The 14,704-nt window shown below is 71.9% G+C and carries 14 protein-coding genes; 8 read left to right on the forward strand and 6 right to left on the reverse strand.

Annotated elements, in window-relative coordinates:
* Positions 1 to 45: 45 nt before the first annotated feature.
* The 6 genes from H0E84_RS17605 to rph form a co-directional block, all read right to left on the reverse strand.
* On the reverse strand, positions 46 to 399 hold the full coding sequence (locus H0E84_RS17605; protein WP_180679955.1) for a PilZ domain-containing protein: 354 nt from the start codon (positions 397 to 399) through the stop codon (positions 46 to 48).
* The gene (locus H0E84_RS17610) at positions 396 to 2,687 is read right to left on the reverse strand and encodes a DUF1631 domain-containing protein (protein WP_180679956.1); all 2,292 of its coding nucleotides are present in this window, start codon (positions 2,685 to 2,687) and stop codon (positions 396 to 398) included. Before H0E84_RS17610 ends, H0E84_RS17605 begins: the two co-directional genes overlap by 4 nt.
* Positions 2,688 to 2,780: 93 nt before the next feature.
* Positions 2,781 to 3,974, reverse strand: coding sequence for a radical SAM family heme chaperone HemW (gene hemW / locus H0E84_RS17615; RefSeq protein WP_180679957.1), 1,194 nt, complete (start codon positions 3,972 to 3,974; stop codon positions 2,781 to 2,783).
* On the reverse strand, positions 3,968 to 4,267 hold the full coding sequence (locus tag H0E84_RS17620) for an antibiotic biosynthesis monooxygenase family protein (protein ID WP_180679958.1): 300 nt from the start codon (positions 4,265 to 4,267) through the stop codon (positions 3,968 to 3,970). Before H0E84_RS17620 ends, hemW begins: the two co-directional genes overlap by 7 nt.
* Positions 4,258 to 4,875 carry an RdgB/HAM1 family non-canonical purine NTP pyrophosphatase gene (gene rdgB, locus H0E84_RS17625; RefSeq protein WP_180679959.1) on the reverse strand — a complete coding sequence of 206 codons (618 nt, stop codon included), beginning with the start codon at positions 4,873 to 4,875 and terminating at the stop codon, positions 4,258 to 4,260. The genes H0E84_RS17620 and rdgB overlap by 10 nt, the downstream gene beginning before the upstream one ends.
* A 177-nt stretch (positions 4,876 to 5,052) precedes the next feature.
* The gene (gene rph / locus H0E84_RS17630) at positions 5,053 to 5,778 is read right to left on the reverse strand and encodes a ribonuclease PH (protein WP_180679960.1); all 726 of its coding nucleotides are present in this window, start codon (positions 5,776 to 5,778) and stop codon (positions 5,053 to 5,055) included.
* Between the two features lie 98 nt (positions 5,779 to 5,876).
* Between rph and H0E84_RS17635 the strand changes: the two genes are divergently transcribed.
* From H0E84_RS17635 to H0E84_RS17670, 8 genes are all read left to right on the forward strand, one after another.
* Positions 5,877 to 6,737: a YicC/YloC family endoribonuclease gene (locus H0E84_RS17635; RefSeq protein WP_180679961.1), complete on the forward strand. Its 861-nt coding sequence runs from the start codon at positions 5,877 to 5,879 to the stop codon at positions 6,735 to 6,737.
* A 132-nt stretch (positions 6,738 to 6,869) separates the two neighbouring features.
* Positions 6,870 to 7,505, forward strand: a complete 636-nt coding sequence (gene gmk / locus H0E84_RS17640) for a guanylate kinase (RefSeq protein WP_180679962.1) — start codon at positions 6,870 to 6,872, stop codon at positions 7,503 to 7,505.
* Positions 7,506 to 7,644: 139 nt separating this feature from the next.
* Positions 7,645 to 7,947: a DNA-directed RNA polymerase subunit omega gene (gene rpoZ / locus H0E84_RS17645; protein ID WP_180679963.1), complete on the forward strand. Its 303-nt coding sequence runs from the start codon at positions 7,645 to 7,647 to the stop codon at positions 7,945 to 7,947.
* A 209-nt stretch (positions 7,948 to 8,156) separates the two neighbouring features.
* The gene (locus tag H0E84_RS17650; protein ID WP_180679964.1) at positions 8,157 to 10,337 is read left to right on the forward strand and encodes a RelA/SpoT family protein; all 2,181 of its coding nucleotides are present in this window, start codon (positions 8,157 to 8,159) and stop codon (positions 10,335 to 10,337) included.
* A gap of 60 nt (positions 10,338 to 10,397) precedes the next feature.
* The gene (locus H0E84_RS17655; protein WP_180679965.1) at positions 10,398 to 10,781 is read left to right on the forward strand and encodes a Rid family detoxifying hydrolase; all 384 of its coding nucleotides are present in this window, start codon (positions 10,398 to 10,400) and stop codon (positions 10,779 to 10,781) included.
* A gap of 59 nt (positions 10,782 to 10,840) precedes the next feature.
* On the forward strand, positions 10,841 to 12,988 hold the full coding sequence (gene recG, locus H0E84_RS17660; protein WP_180679966.1) for an ATP-dependent DNA helicase RecG: 2,148 nt from the start codon (positions 10,841 to 10,843) through the stop codon (positions 12,986 to 12,988).
* A gap of 241 nt (positions 12,989 to 13,229) precedes the next feature.
* On the forward strand, positions 13,230 to 14,180 hold the full coding sequence (locus tag H0E84_RS17665; protein ID WP_180679967.1) for a nucleoside hydrolase: 951 nt from the start codon (positions 13,230 to 13,232) through the stop codon (positions 14,178 to 14,180).
* A 59-nt stretch (positions 14,181 to 14,239) separates the two neighbouring features.
* Entirely contained in the window at positions 14,240 to 14,488 is a 249-nt protein-coding gene (locus tag H0E84_RS17670; RefSeq protein WP_180679968.1) for a type B 50S ribosomal protein L31, read from the forward strand.
* The last annotated feature ends 216 nt before the right edge of the window (positions 14,489 to 14,704 follow it).

The raw sequence follows: 14,704 nt of genomic DNA on the forward strand, positions 1-14,704 counted from the left end.
CGCAGACGCGACGGCGGCCCAAGTCGCCAGGGCCGCCGCCGGGCCCTAGACGTACTGGCTGCCCGGCGTGTCGACCCAGGTGCGCAACTGTCGCGCCTGCTCGTCGTTGAGCCCGATGAACCGCAGTCCCGTCCAGGCTTGCCCGGCGGCGCTGACCTGGTCGGTCCAGAGCAGGTGCGCCCCCAGTTCCAGGGGATGGTCGCGTCGCTCCCGGCTGCCGGGCAGGGTGAAGCGGAACTGGTAGAGCGCGTCGTTGACCAGCTCGGTGTTGGCCAGCAGCAGCATGCCGGTCTCGGACAGGTTGGCGATGCGTCCGACCACGTCGCCGGTCATGGCGTCGGTGACGACGATGGTATCCGGCGCCTTGCGGCGGCGCGCGCGGCGGAATTCCTGGGTCATGCCGGTGCTCCGGCAGCGGCGGCGCCGTCGCCGCGCCCGGCGAAGCTGCGCAGGGCGCTCACCGCGGCCTGCCAGGCGCGATCGACCAGGCGCCCGCGTTGCGCGGTGACCAGCCGTGCCTGGCCGCTGGCGAACATGCGCGACAGGCTGTCCAGCGATTGCTCGTCGACGCGCTGGCCGCGCTGGTTGACGAACAGGGCATTGTCGGTGAGCGGGCTGTACCAGGACAGGCGCCGTCGGATCACGTCGCCCTGCTGGTTGGTGACGAACTCGATCCAGGCGCCGAACGGCATCACCCGCAATTGTTCGTAGTGGGCCTGTTCGACCGGCGTGCGCGGCGGCAGTTTCGGTCGCGCCGCCTTGGCCTTGTCCTCGCCCAGGCGCACCCGCGCCTTGAGCTTGACCGCCAGCTCGGTACGCGAGGCCGGATCGTCGTCCTCGTCGTCGACGTGGCCGGTGAGCCGCTGCGCGATGACCGTCGCCTCCTCGCCGTGGTAGCCGACCAGCCCGAGCGAGGTCTCGACGTGGCCGCCGAGTTCCGGATCGGCGGCCGGCCGTTCCTGGGTGCAGGCGGCGATGATGCTGCGGGTGGCGTCGAGCTGCTGCCGCCAGCTGTCGGAGTCCTCGCCATGGCGCAGCAGGGTGAGGGTCAGCACGTCCGCCCAGGCCTGGTTGAGCAGGGCGCGCACGAACTTGGGCAGGCGCTGGTCGCCGATGGCCTGTTCGAGTGCCTCGCCGGCGCGCATCTTGGCGACTTCCAGCTTCTCCTTGCCGCGGGCGGCCTCGACGTGGCGCCGTTCCAGCATCTCCGCCTTGCGCACCTGCACCTGCAGGTGTTCCTGCAGCTGGCTGTTGGCCTCGGAGAACACCGCGGGATCGTCGTCGAACCGTTCGACCACGTCGGCCACCACCTGGCGCATCGGCTGCACCAGCTGCGGGTCGAGCTCGTTGCGGTCCATCCAGCGCGCCGCGCTCTCCGCCACCGTATTGAGCAACTGCCGGGCGGGATGGTCCGCGTGCAGGAAGAATGCCCGGTCCCGCAGCGCCACCCGCAGCAGAGGCAGTTGCAGCTCGCGGACCAGGGCCGAGGTCGGGGCGTCGGCGCGGATTTCGTTCTCGATCTGGCCGTACAGCAGGCCCAGCAGTTCGAACGTGTCGTTGTCCTCCGGCGCCAGCGCGGCGCCGGCGCCGCGTTGCTGGCGCGTCCGGGCCAGGACCGCCTGCTTGATCTCCGCGACGCCCCCGCGGCCCTTGGCCGACGAGGGTTGCCGCTGCAGGGTCTTGAGCGCGTCGATCAGGTCGGGCGTGCTCAGTTGCTGGCGGCTTTGCGGCGGGGGTTCCGAGCGCAGCTTGCCGATCAGTTCGCGGCGGCCGGACAGCAGCTGCTGGAGCATGGCGAACGCCGAGTCGTCGTCGTCGCGCTCGGCGGGCGGGCGGGCTTCGCCCATCCACGCGGTATGCGGTCGCAGCGCTTCCGGCAGCGCAGGGCCGGACTTGGGCGCCGGCGGCTGCGCGCCACCCCGGGGTGCGGCCGTCCTGGTGCCGGTCGCCGGCGTCGCGGGCACCGGCTCGGCGGCGCCCGGGCGGGCCCGTACCGGCACGAAGGTCAGTGCCGGCAGTACCCCCTCGGCGGCCAGCAGGTCGTTGACGCGCTCGAGCAGCTGCGGGTAGCCGGCCATCACCTGGCGGTCGAACATCCGGTACAGCAGCAGCCGTGCGTCGTAGTTGATCTCCAGGTCCACCGCGGCGTTGCGCATGGTGCGGCACAGCGTCTGCGGCCCCAGCGGCAGGCGTCCCGCATCGAATGCGGGCGCGCCGGCGAGCACGCCGAAGCGCTGCCCGAGCAGGTGCAGGGCGAGGGTGGCGCGGTTCTCCTGGCGGCTGGCCACCTCGCGCAGCACGGTGTCCTCGTCCATCACCGTGTCCTCGACCAGGGCCAGGTTGCGGAAGCTGATTTCCTCGCCGCCGCGCGCCGCAGGCGCCTCGCCCGGACTGCGCACGCCGGCCAGCGCCGACTCCAGCTCCACCATGAAGCGCGGCACCAGGTCGGCACGGTTGAGGCGGAAGCTGCGCAGGGCCTGCATGTAGCCGGATTCCGAGCCCGGGTTGCGGGCCACGTCGGCGAGCCGGAACAGTTCGCGCTCGAATTCCTGGAGCATCCGGCCCATGCCGTGGTCGAGCTCCTCGGACAGCAGCGCCAGCGTGCGTTCCAGGATCCGGCGCACGCGCGCCGGAAGCCCGGCCGAAGCCAGGCTGCGCGGGTTGCCGGTGTCCCGGAGTGTGGTCATGGGGCGGCCGCGAATGCGGAGTCGGTCACGATTCTTACCACGCCTCGCGGCTGCGGCCAACCGTCGTCATGCGCGCGCAGGCGCGTTCCGCCCTCAGCGGTCGCGCTCCGGCCCGGTGGATGGTCCCGTGCCGGACTCCGGCAGGAACAGCTGCATGACGTCATTGGCGAAGCGCCCCCCCAGCGCGGTCGGAAGTATGCGCCCGCCTTCCTCGATGAGCCAGCCGCGCCGGCGCGCCTGCTCAAGCGGGGCCTGGATCGCCGTGCGGGGCAGGCCGGTGCGCGCCTCGAAGTCGCCGGGCAGGAAGCCTTCGCGCAGCCGCAGCACGTTGAGCATGTACTCGAACGGTCGCTGCGCCGGCTCGACCGCATCGTCGCCGCCGAGGGCCGGCGCGCCGCCCGCGGTCGCCAGCCAGGCGGTGGGGTGGCGGACGCGCCAGCGCCGGCGGATCGACTGGGCGGCGCCGAGGGTCAACTTGCCGTGGGCGCCGGCGCCGATGCCGATGTAGTCGCCGTAGCGCCAGTAGTTGAGGTTGTGAACGCACTCTTGACCCGGGCGCGCATACGCGGATGTCTCGTACTGGGCGTAGCCGGCCGCCGCCAGCAGAGCCTGGCAGCGCTCCTGCATGTCCCAGGCGAGGTCTTCGTCCGGCAGGTCCGGCGGCGGCCGAGCGGCGAAGACGGTATTGGGCTCCAGGGTGAGCTGGTAGTGCGAGACGTGCGCCGGCGCCAGCGCCAGCGCGAGCTCGAGATCGCGCTCGGCCATCGCCAGCGACTGCGCGGGCAGGGCGTACATGAGGTCGAGGTTGAGGTTGTCGTAGCCGGCATCCTGGGCCAGCTTCACCGCCGCTTCGGCATCGGCGCCGTCGTGGATGCGGCCGAGCCTGCGCAGGCAGCCGTCGTCGAAGCTCTGGACGCCGAAGCTGATGCGGTTGACCCCGGCGGCACGGTAGTCCCCGAAGCGGCCGTGCTCGGCGGTTCCGGGATTGGTTTCCAGGGTGATCTCCAGCCCGGGCGCGAAGCGCAGCCGAGCGGCGGCGCCCTGCAGGAAGCGATCGATTGCCGCCGCGGGGAACAGGCTCGGGGTGCCACCACCGAAAAACACCGAATGCACGGTGCGTCCCCAGGCGAGGGGCAGGTCGTGTTCGAGATCGGCGAGCAGCGCGTCGACATAGGCGTCGAACGGCAGGGCGCTGCGCGCCTGGTGCGAGTTGAAGTCGCAGTAGGGGCATTTGCGCACGCACCAGGGCAGGTGCACATAGAGCGACAGCGGCGGTGCGGTCAGCATGGCGTCCGGTAGCGGCCGAGGCAGCGCTCGTGCTCGGTCAGCGCATCCCCCTCGGCGTCGATCCGGGCATAGGCCTCGCGCGAAGCCTCCAGGCAGGCCGCGTAGGCCGCCTCCGAGTCCCAGCGGTCGATCGTCACCCACGGCCCGGTGCCGGTATCGACCAGGAGCTCGGTGCCGAGGTAGCCCGCATACTCCCGGAACAGCGTCGCCCAGCCGCCCTGCGGGCCATGGAGGGCGCGGAACGCGTCCTCGGCACCGGGACGGACCTGGTATTGCCAGATGATCACGAACATGGCGGCTCCCCCTGGTCGAACGCGCCGGACAGCAGCGGCCGCAGTGCCGCCAGGGCGCGGCCGCGGTGGCTGATGCGGTGCTTGCGCGCCGGTTCGAGCTCGGCGGCGGACAGCCCGGAGCCGGGATCGAGGAACACCGGATCGTAGCCGAATCCGCCGGTGCCGCGGGGCGCCTCCAGGATCCGGCCCCGCCAGCTTCCCTCGGCGATCAGCGGCCGCGGGTCGTGCGCATGGCGCAGCACCACGATCACCGCATGGAAACAGGCGCTGCGGCGCGGAGCAGGCACCCCGGCCAGCGCCGCGAGCAGCGCGGCGATGTTCGCCGCGTCGTCGCCGTGGCCTCCGGCATAGCGGGCCGAGTACAGCCCCGGGGCGCCGTCCAGCGCATCGACGCAGAGGCCGGAATCGTCGGCGAGCGCCGGCAGCCCGGTGGCGCGCGCGGCATTGCGCGCCTTGAGCACGGCGTTCTCGACGAAGCTGAGGCCGGTTTCCTCGACGTCGCGCACGCCCAGTTCGCCCTGGGCGACGAACTCGATGCCATCGTCGCCGAGCAGGTCGCGGAACTCGGCCAGCTTGCCGCGGTTGCCGCTGGCGATCACAAGCTTCACGGGCGCAGCCGCCGCGGTTCCGGGCGCTTTCCGCGCGTCGGCGGCGAGCCCTCCGGCCGCGTCGGGCCCCGCACGTGCACGTTCCTTGCGAATCCGGCGTCGCAGCCGTCCACCGCCACGGCCCCCGGCGCCGGCCGGATCATCGCCGCGCCCCGCCGGCCCGCGCGGCAGTCGCGCTCACCGCGCCAGCGCCTCGCGCTGCATGGCGACCAGTTCGGTCACGCCGGCGGCGGCCAGTGCGGTCATCGCGTCGAGTTCCTCGCGCCTGAATGCATGTCCCTCGGCGGTGCCCTGCAGTTCGATGAAGCCGCCGCCGTCGTTCATGACCACGTTCATGTCGGTGTCGCAGTCGCTGTCCTCGGCGTAGTCAAGGTCGAGTACCGGCACGCCGCGCCAGACGCCGACCGAGACGGCCGCGACCGCGCCGAATACCGGGTCGCGGGTGATCTCGCGGCGCGCCTGCAGCCAGCGCACCGCGTCGACCAGGGCCACGTAGGCACCGGTGATCGCCGCGGTGCGGGTGCCGCCGTCGGCCTGCAGCACGTCGCAGTCGAGGGTGATGGTGCGCTCGCCCAGCAGTTTGCGGTCGACGCAGGCGCGCAGCGAGCGGCCGATCAATCGCTGGATCTCCAGGGTGCGTCCGCCCTGCTTGCCGCGCGCGGCCTCGCGGTCGCTGCGGGTATGGGTGGCGCGCGGCAGCATGCCGTATTCGGCCGTCACCCAGCCTTCGCCCTTGCCGCGCAGGAACGCCGGCACGCGGTTTTCGACGCTCGCGGTGCAGAGCACCCGGGTCTGCCCGAAGCAGACCAGCACCGAGCCTTCGGCGTGCGCCGTGTAGCCGCGCTCGATGCCGATGTCGCGCAGCTGGTCCGGCGCGCGGCCGCTGGGACGGGAAATGGTCATGCAGGAATACCGGGCTGCGGGCGGGAAAGTCTAGCAGTCCGTCACATGCCCGGGGCGCGGATGGCATACTGCCGGGCCGCCCTGCAGCCCGGACCCGCATGACCAGAAGCATGACCGCCTACGCCTCGGGCGAGCGCGCCACGCCCTGGGGCACGCTGGGATGCGAACTGCGCGGGGTCAACCACCGCTTCCTCGAACTGGGAGTGCGCGCGCCGGACGAGCTGCGCGCTTTCGAGCCGCTGCTGCGCGAACGGGTGGCGACCCAGGTCTCGCGCGGCAAGCTGGACCTGGCGCTGCGCCTGCGTCCGGCGGAAGGCGCGGACTCGCTGCAGGTGAACACGGCGATGCTCGACCAGCTGGCGGCCCTTGCCGACACCCTGGACCGGCGCCTGCCCACGCTGCGCACCGAACTGACCGCGCTGCTGCAGTTCCCCGGGTTGCTGCAGTCGCGCGACGTCGATCCGGCCGCCATGCAGGCCGAGGCCATGGCCCTGCTGGACGAGGTGCTGGCGGCATTCGTGGCGGCGCGCGAGCGCGAGGGCGGAAAGCTCGCGGCCGCGATCGGCGAGCGCGTCGACGGCATCGCCAGGATCGCCGCGGAGGTGCGCACGATGATGCCGGCGATCCGCGAAGGCCAGCGCGCGCGGCTGGAGGCGCGCGTCGCCGACCTGGCACAGCCGCTCGATCCGGGACGCCTGGAGCAGGAACTGGTGCTGTGGCTGCAGAAGCTCGACGTCGACGAGGAGCTCGACCGGCTCGACAGCCACATCGACGAGATCCGCAGGGTGCTTGCACAGCGCGAACCGGTGGGCCGGCGGCTGGATTTTCTGCTGCAGGAGTTCAACCGCGAGGCCAACACCCTGGGGTCGAAATCGGTGGACCGCCGCACCTCCCAGGCCGCCGTCGATCTCAAGGTGCTGATCGACCAGGTACGCGAGCAGGTGCAGAATCTCGAGTAGCGGGAATGGGGAATCGGGAATGGTGAGCAGCAAGAATAGAACGGGCCCGGAATGGGGGCGCAGCCGGCTGCGGCGGCGATCGCTGACCCCGTTTACCGATTCCCGATTCCCGATTTCCGATTCCCGGCCCTGATGCGCGGAACCCTCTACATCGTCGCGGCGCCTTCCGGCGCCGGCAAGTCCAGCATCGTCAACGCCTGCCTGGCGCGCGATCGCGATATCTGCCTGTCGATCTCGTTCACCTCGCGCGCGCCGCGACCGGGCGAGCGGCACGCCGAGCACTACCATTTCATTGGTGCGGACGAGTTCCGGCGGATGATCGATGCCGGCGACTTCTTCGAGTACGCGCAGGTGCACGGCGACTGGAAGGGCACCGCCCGGCAATCGGTCGAGCCGCAGTTGGCGGCCGGGCGCGACGTGCTGTTGGAGATCGACTGGCAGGGCGCGCGCCAGGTGCGCAGGCAGGTGCCCGAGGCGGTCAGCATCTTCATCCTGCCGCCGTCGCGGGAGGCGCTGGAAGAGCGCATGCGCAAGCGCGGCCAGGACAGCGAGGAGGTCATCCGCCAGCGGCTGGCGGCAGCGCGCGAGGAGATGTCGCACCACGACGAATTCGATTACGTGATCGTCAACGAGGATTTCGCGACCGCCGTGGACGAAATGTGCGCCATCTTCGTCGCCAGCCGGCTGCGGCGGCCGCAACAGGCCGGCCGCCATGCGGCGCTGATCGCGGCGCTGCTGGCCGGATCCGCCGGGGAATACGCGCCCTAGGCCGCTGCGCGACCGACAGGAATGGACCCAACTCTTTGATTTTCAAGGCCAAGCCTTGCGTTCCAGTGGCCGCTGGGCTATCGTTCGCGGTCCCCTCAACCATCGTTCGCGCGACCCATCGGTCGCCCGGGAGCCCGCTATGGCCCGCATTACCGTGGAAGACTGCCTCGAAGTGGTCGACAACCGTTTCGAACTGGTCATGATGGCCGCCAAGCGCGCGCGCCAGCTGGCCAACGGCGTCGAGGCGCAGCTGGACAACAGCGAGCACGACGACAAGCCGACCGTGCTGGCGCTGCGCGAGATCGCCGCCCGCAGCATCGACGACGACTACATCGAGGCCGTGGACAAGGCCGAGCGCGAGCGCAAGGAGCGCGAGGCGCTGGAATGGGCCGCCGCCGAGGTGGTCGCCGACGACGATCTGTCCAAGGGCGACGACCTGTAGGGCCGGGAAACGGGAAGCGGGAATCGGGAATAGCGCCGGCGATTCGCGGACGCCCGTGCCGCCCCGTGGCACCCTCCCGGCCGAAATCGACGGCCCCGCTTCGCGGGGCCGTAGTTTTTTGGGGCCGGGAGAGGGTGGGCGGGCGGGTGCGCATTCGCGATTTCCCATTCCCTATTCCCCATCGCCGGCCTTCGCTTTAGGCTCGCCGGATGACGCCGGTCGAAACCGCACAGGAGAACGGCCCGGTCCCCGCCGACGACGCGGTGCCCGAGTACATGCTCGCGCTCGAACAGGCCACCGGCTACCTGTCCGCCGGGCAGCGCCGGGTGCTGCGGCGGGCGTGGGCGGTCGGCGCCGCGGCGCACGCCGGGCAGACGCGCAAGTCCGGCGAGCCGTACATCACCCACCCGGTGGCGGTGGCGCGGGTGCTGGCCGAGCAGAAGGTCGACCTCGAGACCCTGGTCGCAGCGATCCTGCACGACACCATCGAGGACACCCCCCTGACCCGCGAAGCCCTGGCGGGCGAGTTCGGCGAGACCGTGGCCGAGCTGGTCGACGGCGTCACCAAGCTCGACAAGCTGCACTTCGGCAGTCGCCAGGAAGCCGCCGCCGAGAGCTTCCGCAAGATGATGCTGGCGATGGCGCGCGACCTGCGCGTGATCCTGATCAAGCTCGGCGACCGGCTGCACAACATGCGCACGCTCGGGGCGCAGTCGGCTGAGGCCAGGGAGCGGATCGCCCGCGAGACCCTCGAGGTCTATGCCCCGATCGCGCAGCGGCTGGGCATGAACCTGATCAAGGCCGAGCTCCAGGACCTCGGATTCCGCGCGCTGCATCCGATGCGCCACGCGGTGCTGCAGAAGCGCATCCGCGCCCAGCCGCTGGTGCGCCGCGAATCCCTGGCCAAGATCGAGGCGCAGCTCGCCCAGCGCCTGACCAACGAGGGCCTGCAGTACCGCCTGGTCGGCCGGGTGAAGTCGCCCTGGAGCATCTACAACAAGATGCAGGCCGAGGGAAAGACCTTCGACCAGGTGATGGACGTGTTCGGCTTCCGGGTGATCGTGCGTACGGTGGCCGAGTGCTACCACGCGCTCGGGGTGGCGCACTCGGTCTACAAGCCGCTCGACGGGCGCTTCCGCGACTTCATCGCCATCCCCAAGGCGAACGGCTACCAGTCGCTGCACACGGTGCTGTTCGGGCCCTACGGGGCGCCGATCGAGGTGCAGATCCGTACCGAGGAGATGGACCTGATCGCCGAGCGCGGCATCGCCGCGCACTGGGCCTACAAGCATGGCGGCAGCCCGACCAGCGCCCAGACCCGCGCGCACTCCTGGATCTCGAACCTGCTCGAGTCGCAGAGTTCCACCGGTTCGTCGCTGGAGTTCCTGGAGAACGTCAAGGTCGACCTGTTCCCCGACGAGGTCTACCTGTTCACGCCCAAGGGCGACATCCTGGCGTTGCCGCGCAACGCCACTGCGCTCGATTTCGCCTATGCGGTGCACACCGACGTCGGCAACCACGCGGTGGCGGCGCGCGTGGACCGCAAGCTGGTGCCGCTGCGCACCAGGCTGGCCAGCGGCCAGCAGGCCGAGGCGATCACCGCGAAGTCGGCGGCGCCCAAGCCGCAGTGGCTGGAATTCGTCGTCACCAGCAAGGCGCGGACCGCGATCCGCCAGCAGCTCAAGCAGCTCGAGCACGAGGACGCGGTGCAGCTGGGCCACCGCATGCTGGACCGCGCGCTGGAAGACATCGGCAGCTCGCTCGAGCGCCTGCCCGGCGAACGCCTCGACGCGTTCCTGGCCGAGTACCGCTACCCGCGCCTGGAGGAGCTCCTCGCCGAGATCGCCCTCGGCAACCGCATGCCCGCCCAGGTGGCGCAGTCGCTGGCGCAGCATGGCCACGGCGGGGAGACCGAAGGCGCCCGCGAAGCCGCCGACCCGTCGCGGCCCGGCGACAGCATCCTGATCACCGGCAACGAGCGCGGCGTGATCGCCTTCGCCAACTGCTGCACGCCGATCCCGGGCGACGACATCATGGGCTACCACACCGCAGGTAAGGGCGTGGTCGTCCACCGCCTGGAATGCAGCAACCTGGCCGACTATCGCAAGTCGCCCGATCGCTGGGTGTCGATCGGTTGGGATCGCGAGGTCTCGGGCGACTACAGCGTGGCGCTGCGGATCGAGGTCGAGAACCGGCCGGGCGTGCTGGCGCAGGTAGCGGCGGCGATCGCCCAGGCCGACTCCAATATCGAGGGGGTGGACTACCTGGAGCGCGACAGCAACATCGCCGCGATCCGCTTCTCGATCGAGGTGCGCAACCGCAAGCACCTGGCGGACGTGATCCGCCGCACCCGGCGCCTGGGCGTGGTGCACGGCGTGCAGCGGCTGTAAGCCGGGCGGCGCCCCGCGACCGCCGCTACAATTGCCGGTCCACGCCTGCCTGGAGCCGTCATGCCCCGAACCCCCGTCAGCACCGGCGGCGCGCCTGCCGCCATCGGCCCCTACTCGCAGGCCACGCGCGCCGGCGACACGGTGTTCCTGTCCGGCCAGATCGCGCTCCACCCCGACAGCGGCGAGCTCGCCGAGGGCGGCATCCGCGCGCAGGCGCGGCGCGCGTTCGCCAATCTCGAGGCGGTCTGCGCGGCGGCCGGGGGGTCGCTCGACGACGTCGTGCGGGTGGGCCTGTACCTGACCGACCTGGGCGAGTTCTCCGAGGTCAACGCGGTCATGGCCGAAGTGTTCGCCGAGCCCTATCCGGCGCGCTCCACCATCGGCGTGGCGGCGCTCCCGCGCGGCGCGGTGTTCGAGGTCGACGCGGTGATGGTGCTGCGCTGAGGCGCGACCCGGATCGCGGCGGGGTTTGCGGCGGTGCGCCTTCGCGGCATGCTTGAGCGATGGCGGCGCCACGACCCGTTCCGAGCTTCGACCCCGCGCACCAGCCGCTCGCCGGGCTCGCGGGAGTCGGCGCACGCACCGCCGACAAGCTCGCCGCGCGCGGCCTGCTGACCCTGCAGGACCTGTGGCTGCAGCTGCCGCGGCAGTACGAGGACCGGACCCGCATCGCGCCGATCCGCGGCCTGCAGGCCGGGCAGCCGGTGCAGGTGGAGGGCGTGGTGGAGGCGGTCGAGCGCGGTTTCCGCTATCGGCCGATGCTGCGGGTGGCGCTGGGCGACGACTCCCGCGCGACGCTGGTGCTCAGGTTCTTCCACTTCCGTCCCGCACAGGTGGCGCAGTTCCGCGTCGGCGCGCGGGTGCGCTGCTACGGCACCCCGCGTCCGGGACAGCACGGTCTGGAGATCGTGCACCCGAGCTATCGCATCCTCGGCGACGACGAGCGACCCGGGCTGGGCGACAGCCTGGATCCGGTGTATCCGCAGGTCGAGGGGGTCGGCGCGGCGACGATGCGGCGCCTGATCGGGCAGGCGCTCGAGCGCCTGCCGGGCCACGACGTCCTCGAGCTGCTGCCGTCCGCCGCGGCGGACGCGCATGGCCTGCCGACCCTTCGCGAGGCCTTGCTCACCGTGCACCGCCCCCCGCCCCGGGCCGACCTGGGCGCGCTGCTGGCCGGCACCCATCCCGCGCAGCGGCGGCTGGCGCTGGAGGAATTGCTAGCCCATCACCTCAGCCTGCGCCGCCAGCGGATCGCGCTGCAGCGCCACGGCGCGCGGCCGTTCGACGTCCCGGGGCAACTGGCCGACCGGCTGCGCGAGGCGCTGCCCTTCGCCCTCACCGCCGCCCAGCAGCGGGTCTACGATCAGGTCGGTCGCGATCTGCGCCAGCCGGTGCCGATGCTGCGCCTGGTCCAGGGCGATGTCGGCAGCGGCAAGACCGTGGTCGCCGCGCTGGCGGCGCTGCTGGCGGTGGAGGCCGGGACCCAGGCCGCGCTGATGGCGCCGACCGAACTGCTGGCGGAGCAGCACTTGGCCAGCTTCCGCGCATGGCTCGAGCCGCTGGGCGTGCGCGTGGGCTGGCTTGCCGGCAAGGTCGGCGGCAAGGCGCGCACCCGCGCGCTCGCCGACATCGCCGCGGGGGAGGTGCAGGTCGTCGTCGGCACCCATGCGCTGATGCAGGAAGGCGTGGAGTTCCGCGGGCTGGGGCTGGTGATCGTCGACGAGCAGCACCGCTTCGGCGTCCACCAGCGCCTGGCGCTGCGCGACAAGGGTGCAAGCGGCGGCCGCGTGCCGCACCAGCTGGTGATGACCGCCACGCCGATCCCCCGGACCCTGGCGATGACCGCCTACGCGGACCTGGACGTCTCGGCGATCGACCAGCTGCCGCCCGGGCGCACCCCGGTGCAGACGGTGGTACTGAGCGCCGAACGCCGACCCGAGCTGATCGAGCGGATCCGCGCCGCCTGCGCCGAGGGGCGGCAGGCCTACTGGGTCTGCACCCTGATCGAGGAGGATGCGGCCAAGCCCTCCAGTGCGGCCGCCGGCAGCGGTGCCCGCGCCGACGTGGTCGCGCAGGCCGCCCAGGGGACCTTCGAGGCGCTGGGCGCAGCGCTGCCGGAGCTGCGCGTCGGCCTGGTCCACGGGCGCATGAAACCCGCCGACAAGCAGCAGGCGATGCGGCGCTTCAAGGGCGGGGAGACCGACCTGCTGGTGGCCACCACGGTGATCGAAGTCGGGGTCGACGTCCCCAATGCGTCGCTGATGATCATCGAGAACGCCGAGCGGCTGGGGTTGTCGCAGCTGCACCAGCTGCGCGGACGGGTGGGGCGCGGCAGCGCCGCCTCGAGCTGTGTGCTGCTGTACCAGCCGCCGCTGTCGCAGATGGCCCGCCAGCGCCTGGCGACCATGCGCGCGACCGGCGACGGTTTCGTGATCGCCGAGAAGGACCTGGAACTGCGCGGGCCGGGGGAACTGCTGGGCACGCGCCAGACCGGCCTGGCGGCATTCCGTCTGGCCGACCTGGCGCGCGACGCCGACCTGCTGCCCGCCGTGCACGCGATCGGCGAGCAGCTGCTGCGGGAATCGCCGCAGATCGCCGACCGGCTGATCGAGCGCTGGATCGGCGGCGCGGCGCGCTACGCTGCGGCCTGACCCCGCGCCGGGGCAGAGGGGGCGGAAAGGCGCCGCAGCGCCGCTCGGCCGGCGCCGCCGGGCATGCCTGGGGTCGTCGCGCGGCTGCCCGGAAACTCTCGCGGCCTTCGCGGCCATGGGTCGCTTGCGGAATGATGCCGCTGCGGGCGGCTCGCCCGCAGGAGCGCGCCAGGGCACGCGAACTCCCGCGCCGCGGGCCGGCGATTGGACAGCCGGCCGCCACGCCGGGGGATAATGGCGCATGGACGAACCCATTCCCCTGCTGATCGACACCGATCCGGGCGTCGACGACGCCCTCGCCCTGCTGCTCGCCTTCAACGATCCGCGCCACCGGGTGGAGGCGCTGACCATCGCCGCAGGCAACGTCGGATTGCGCCACACCGTGGCCAATGCGCTCAAGCTGGTCGAGGTATGCCGGGCCGACGTCCCCGTGTACCCCGGCTGCGCCGGCCCGCTGCTGCATCCGTCCCGCGATGCGGCCTACGTGCACGGACGCGACGGCTTCGGCGACGTCGGCTACGTCCCGGCGGCCGGCGAGGCCGGGCGCGAGCACGCGGCGCTGGCGATCCTGCGGCTGTCGCATCTGCACGCCGGGCGCCTGCTGCTGGTGGCGCTGGGGCCGCTGACCAATCTCGCGCTGGCGCTGAAGCTCGACCCGACCCTGCCGCAGCGCATCGCCCGCCTGGTGGTGATGGGCGGAGCGGTCACCGCCCACGGCAACATCACCCCGGCGGCGGAGTTCAACGTCGCTTTCGATCCGGAGGCGGCGCGGATCGTGTTCGAGGGATTTCCGCGCTTCGACCTGGCCGACTGGGAGGCGGTGCTGGCGCACGGCTTCCCCCATGCCGAGGCCGAGACCTGGCTGCGCGCCGATTCGCCGCGCGCGCGCTTCTATGAGGCGATCTCGCGCCAGACCAGGCTGTGGTCCGCCGACCGCCGCGGCGACCACTGGCACTCGGCCGACGCGCTGGCGATGGCCTGGGCGCTTCAGCCCGAGGACGCGCTGGAGACGGTGGAGCGGCCGGTGGCGGTGGAACTGGCCGGTACCCACACCCGCGGCGCCACCGTGGTCGACTGGCAGCGCCAGGACGGCGGCGCCGACAATGCCCGGATCCTGATGCGCTACGACCGGCCCCGTTTCCACGACCTGATCCGGGCCGCGCTGGCCGCCGGCGGCGGGCCGCAGGGGTGATTGCGCACGGAGGGCACGGGCGGCTACAATAATCGGCTTCCCGCAATTCCGGTGCCGCCATGAAGGCCGAGATCCACCCCGAGTACCGCGAAGTCGTGTTCCAGGACGTGACTTCCGATTTCAGGATCCTCACCCGTTCCACCCTCGCCAGCTCCGCCAAGGAGAGGGTGAAGTGGGAGGACGGCAACGAGTATCCGCTGGTTAAGATCGAGGTCTCCTCGGCCTCGCATCCGTTCTACACCGGCAAGAACAAGCTCATGGATACCAGCGGCCGCGTCGACAAGTTCCGCAAGCGCTACGCCAAGTAGCCGCGCAGCGGCCGGGCGCCGACCGCCGAGCGGGGCCGCGCCGATGCCGGCGTCCTCGCGCCACGCCGATGTTCCAGATGGCCGCCCCCGGGCGGCCTTCGTCGTTGTGGCCCGGGCGCGGCGTCGAGTCCGGGCCGGACCGCACGGCGCCGTATGCGATAATGCGCGTTCTCCGCGGCTTGCCGCGGTCTCTCCCACGATCCACCCGCATCGCCG

The organism is Luteimonas salinisoli, assembly GCF_013425525.1.
Classification (GTDB): Bacteria; Pseudomonadota; Gammaproteobacteria; order Xanthomonadales; family Xanthomonadaceae; genus Luteimonas; species Luteimonas salinisoli.

Excerpts from the sequence above, each read along its gene's own strand:
- H0E84_RS17605 (WP_180679955.1), bottom strand. The coding sequence starts at position 399 with ATGACCCAGGAATTCCGCCGCGCGCGCCGCCGCAAGGCGCCGGATACC.
- H0E84_RS17610 (WP_180679956.1), bottom strand. The coding sequence starts at position 2,687 with ATGACCACACTCCGGGACACCGGCAACCCGCGCAGCCTGGCTTCGGCC.
- hemW (WP_180679957.1), bottom strand. The coding sequence starts at position 3,974 with ATGCTGACCGCACCGCCGCTGTCGCTCTATGTGCACCTGCCCTGGTGC.
- H0E84_RS17620 (WP_180679958.1), bottom strand. The coding sequence starts at position 4,267 with ATGTTCGTGATCATCTGGCAATACCAGGTCCGTCCCGGTGCCGAGGAC.
- rph (WP_180679960.1), bottom strand. The coding sequence starts at position 5,778 with ATGACCATTTCCCGTCCCAGCGGCCGCGCGCCGGACCAGCTGCGCGAC.
- H0E84_RS17635 (WP_180679961.1), top strand. The coding sequence starts at position 5,877 with ATGACCAGAAGCATGACCGCCTACGCCTCGGGCGAGCGCGCCACGCCC.
- gmk (WP_180679962.1), top strand. The coding sequence starts at position 6,870 with ATGCGCGGAACCCTCTACATCGTCGCGGCGCCTTCCGGCGCCGGCAAG.
- rpoZ (WP_180679963.1), top strand. The coding sequence starts at position 7,645 with ATGGCCCGCATTACCGTGGAAGACTGCCTCGAAGTGGTCGACAACCGT.
- H0E84_RS17650 (WP_180679964.1), top strand. The coding sequence starts at position 8,157 with ATGACGCCGGTCGAAACCGCACAGGAGAACGGCCCGGTCCCCGCCGAC.
- H0E84_RS17655 (WP_180679965.1), top strand. The coding sequence starts at position 10,398 with ATGCCCCGAACCCCCGTCAGCACCGGCGGCGCGCCTGCCGCCATCGGC.
- recG (WP_180679966.1), top strand. The coding sequence starts at position 10,841 with ATGGCGGCGCCACGACCCGTTCCGAGCTTCGACCCCGCGCACCAGCCG.
- H0E84_RS17665 (WP_180679967.1), top strand. The coding sequence starts at position 13,230 with ATGGACGAACCCATTCCCCTGCTGATCGACACCGATCCGGGCGTCGAC.
- H0E84_RS17670 (WP_180679968.1), top strand. The coding sequence starts at position 14,240 with ATGAAGGCCGAGATCCACCCCGAGTACCGCGAAGTCGTGTTCCAGGAC.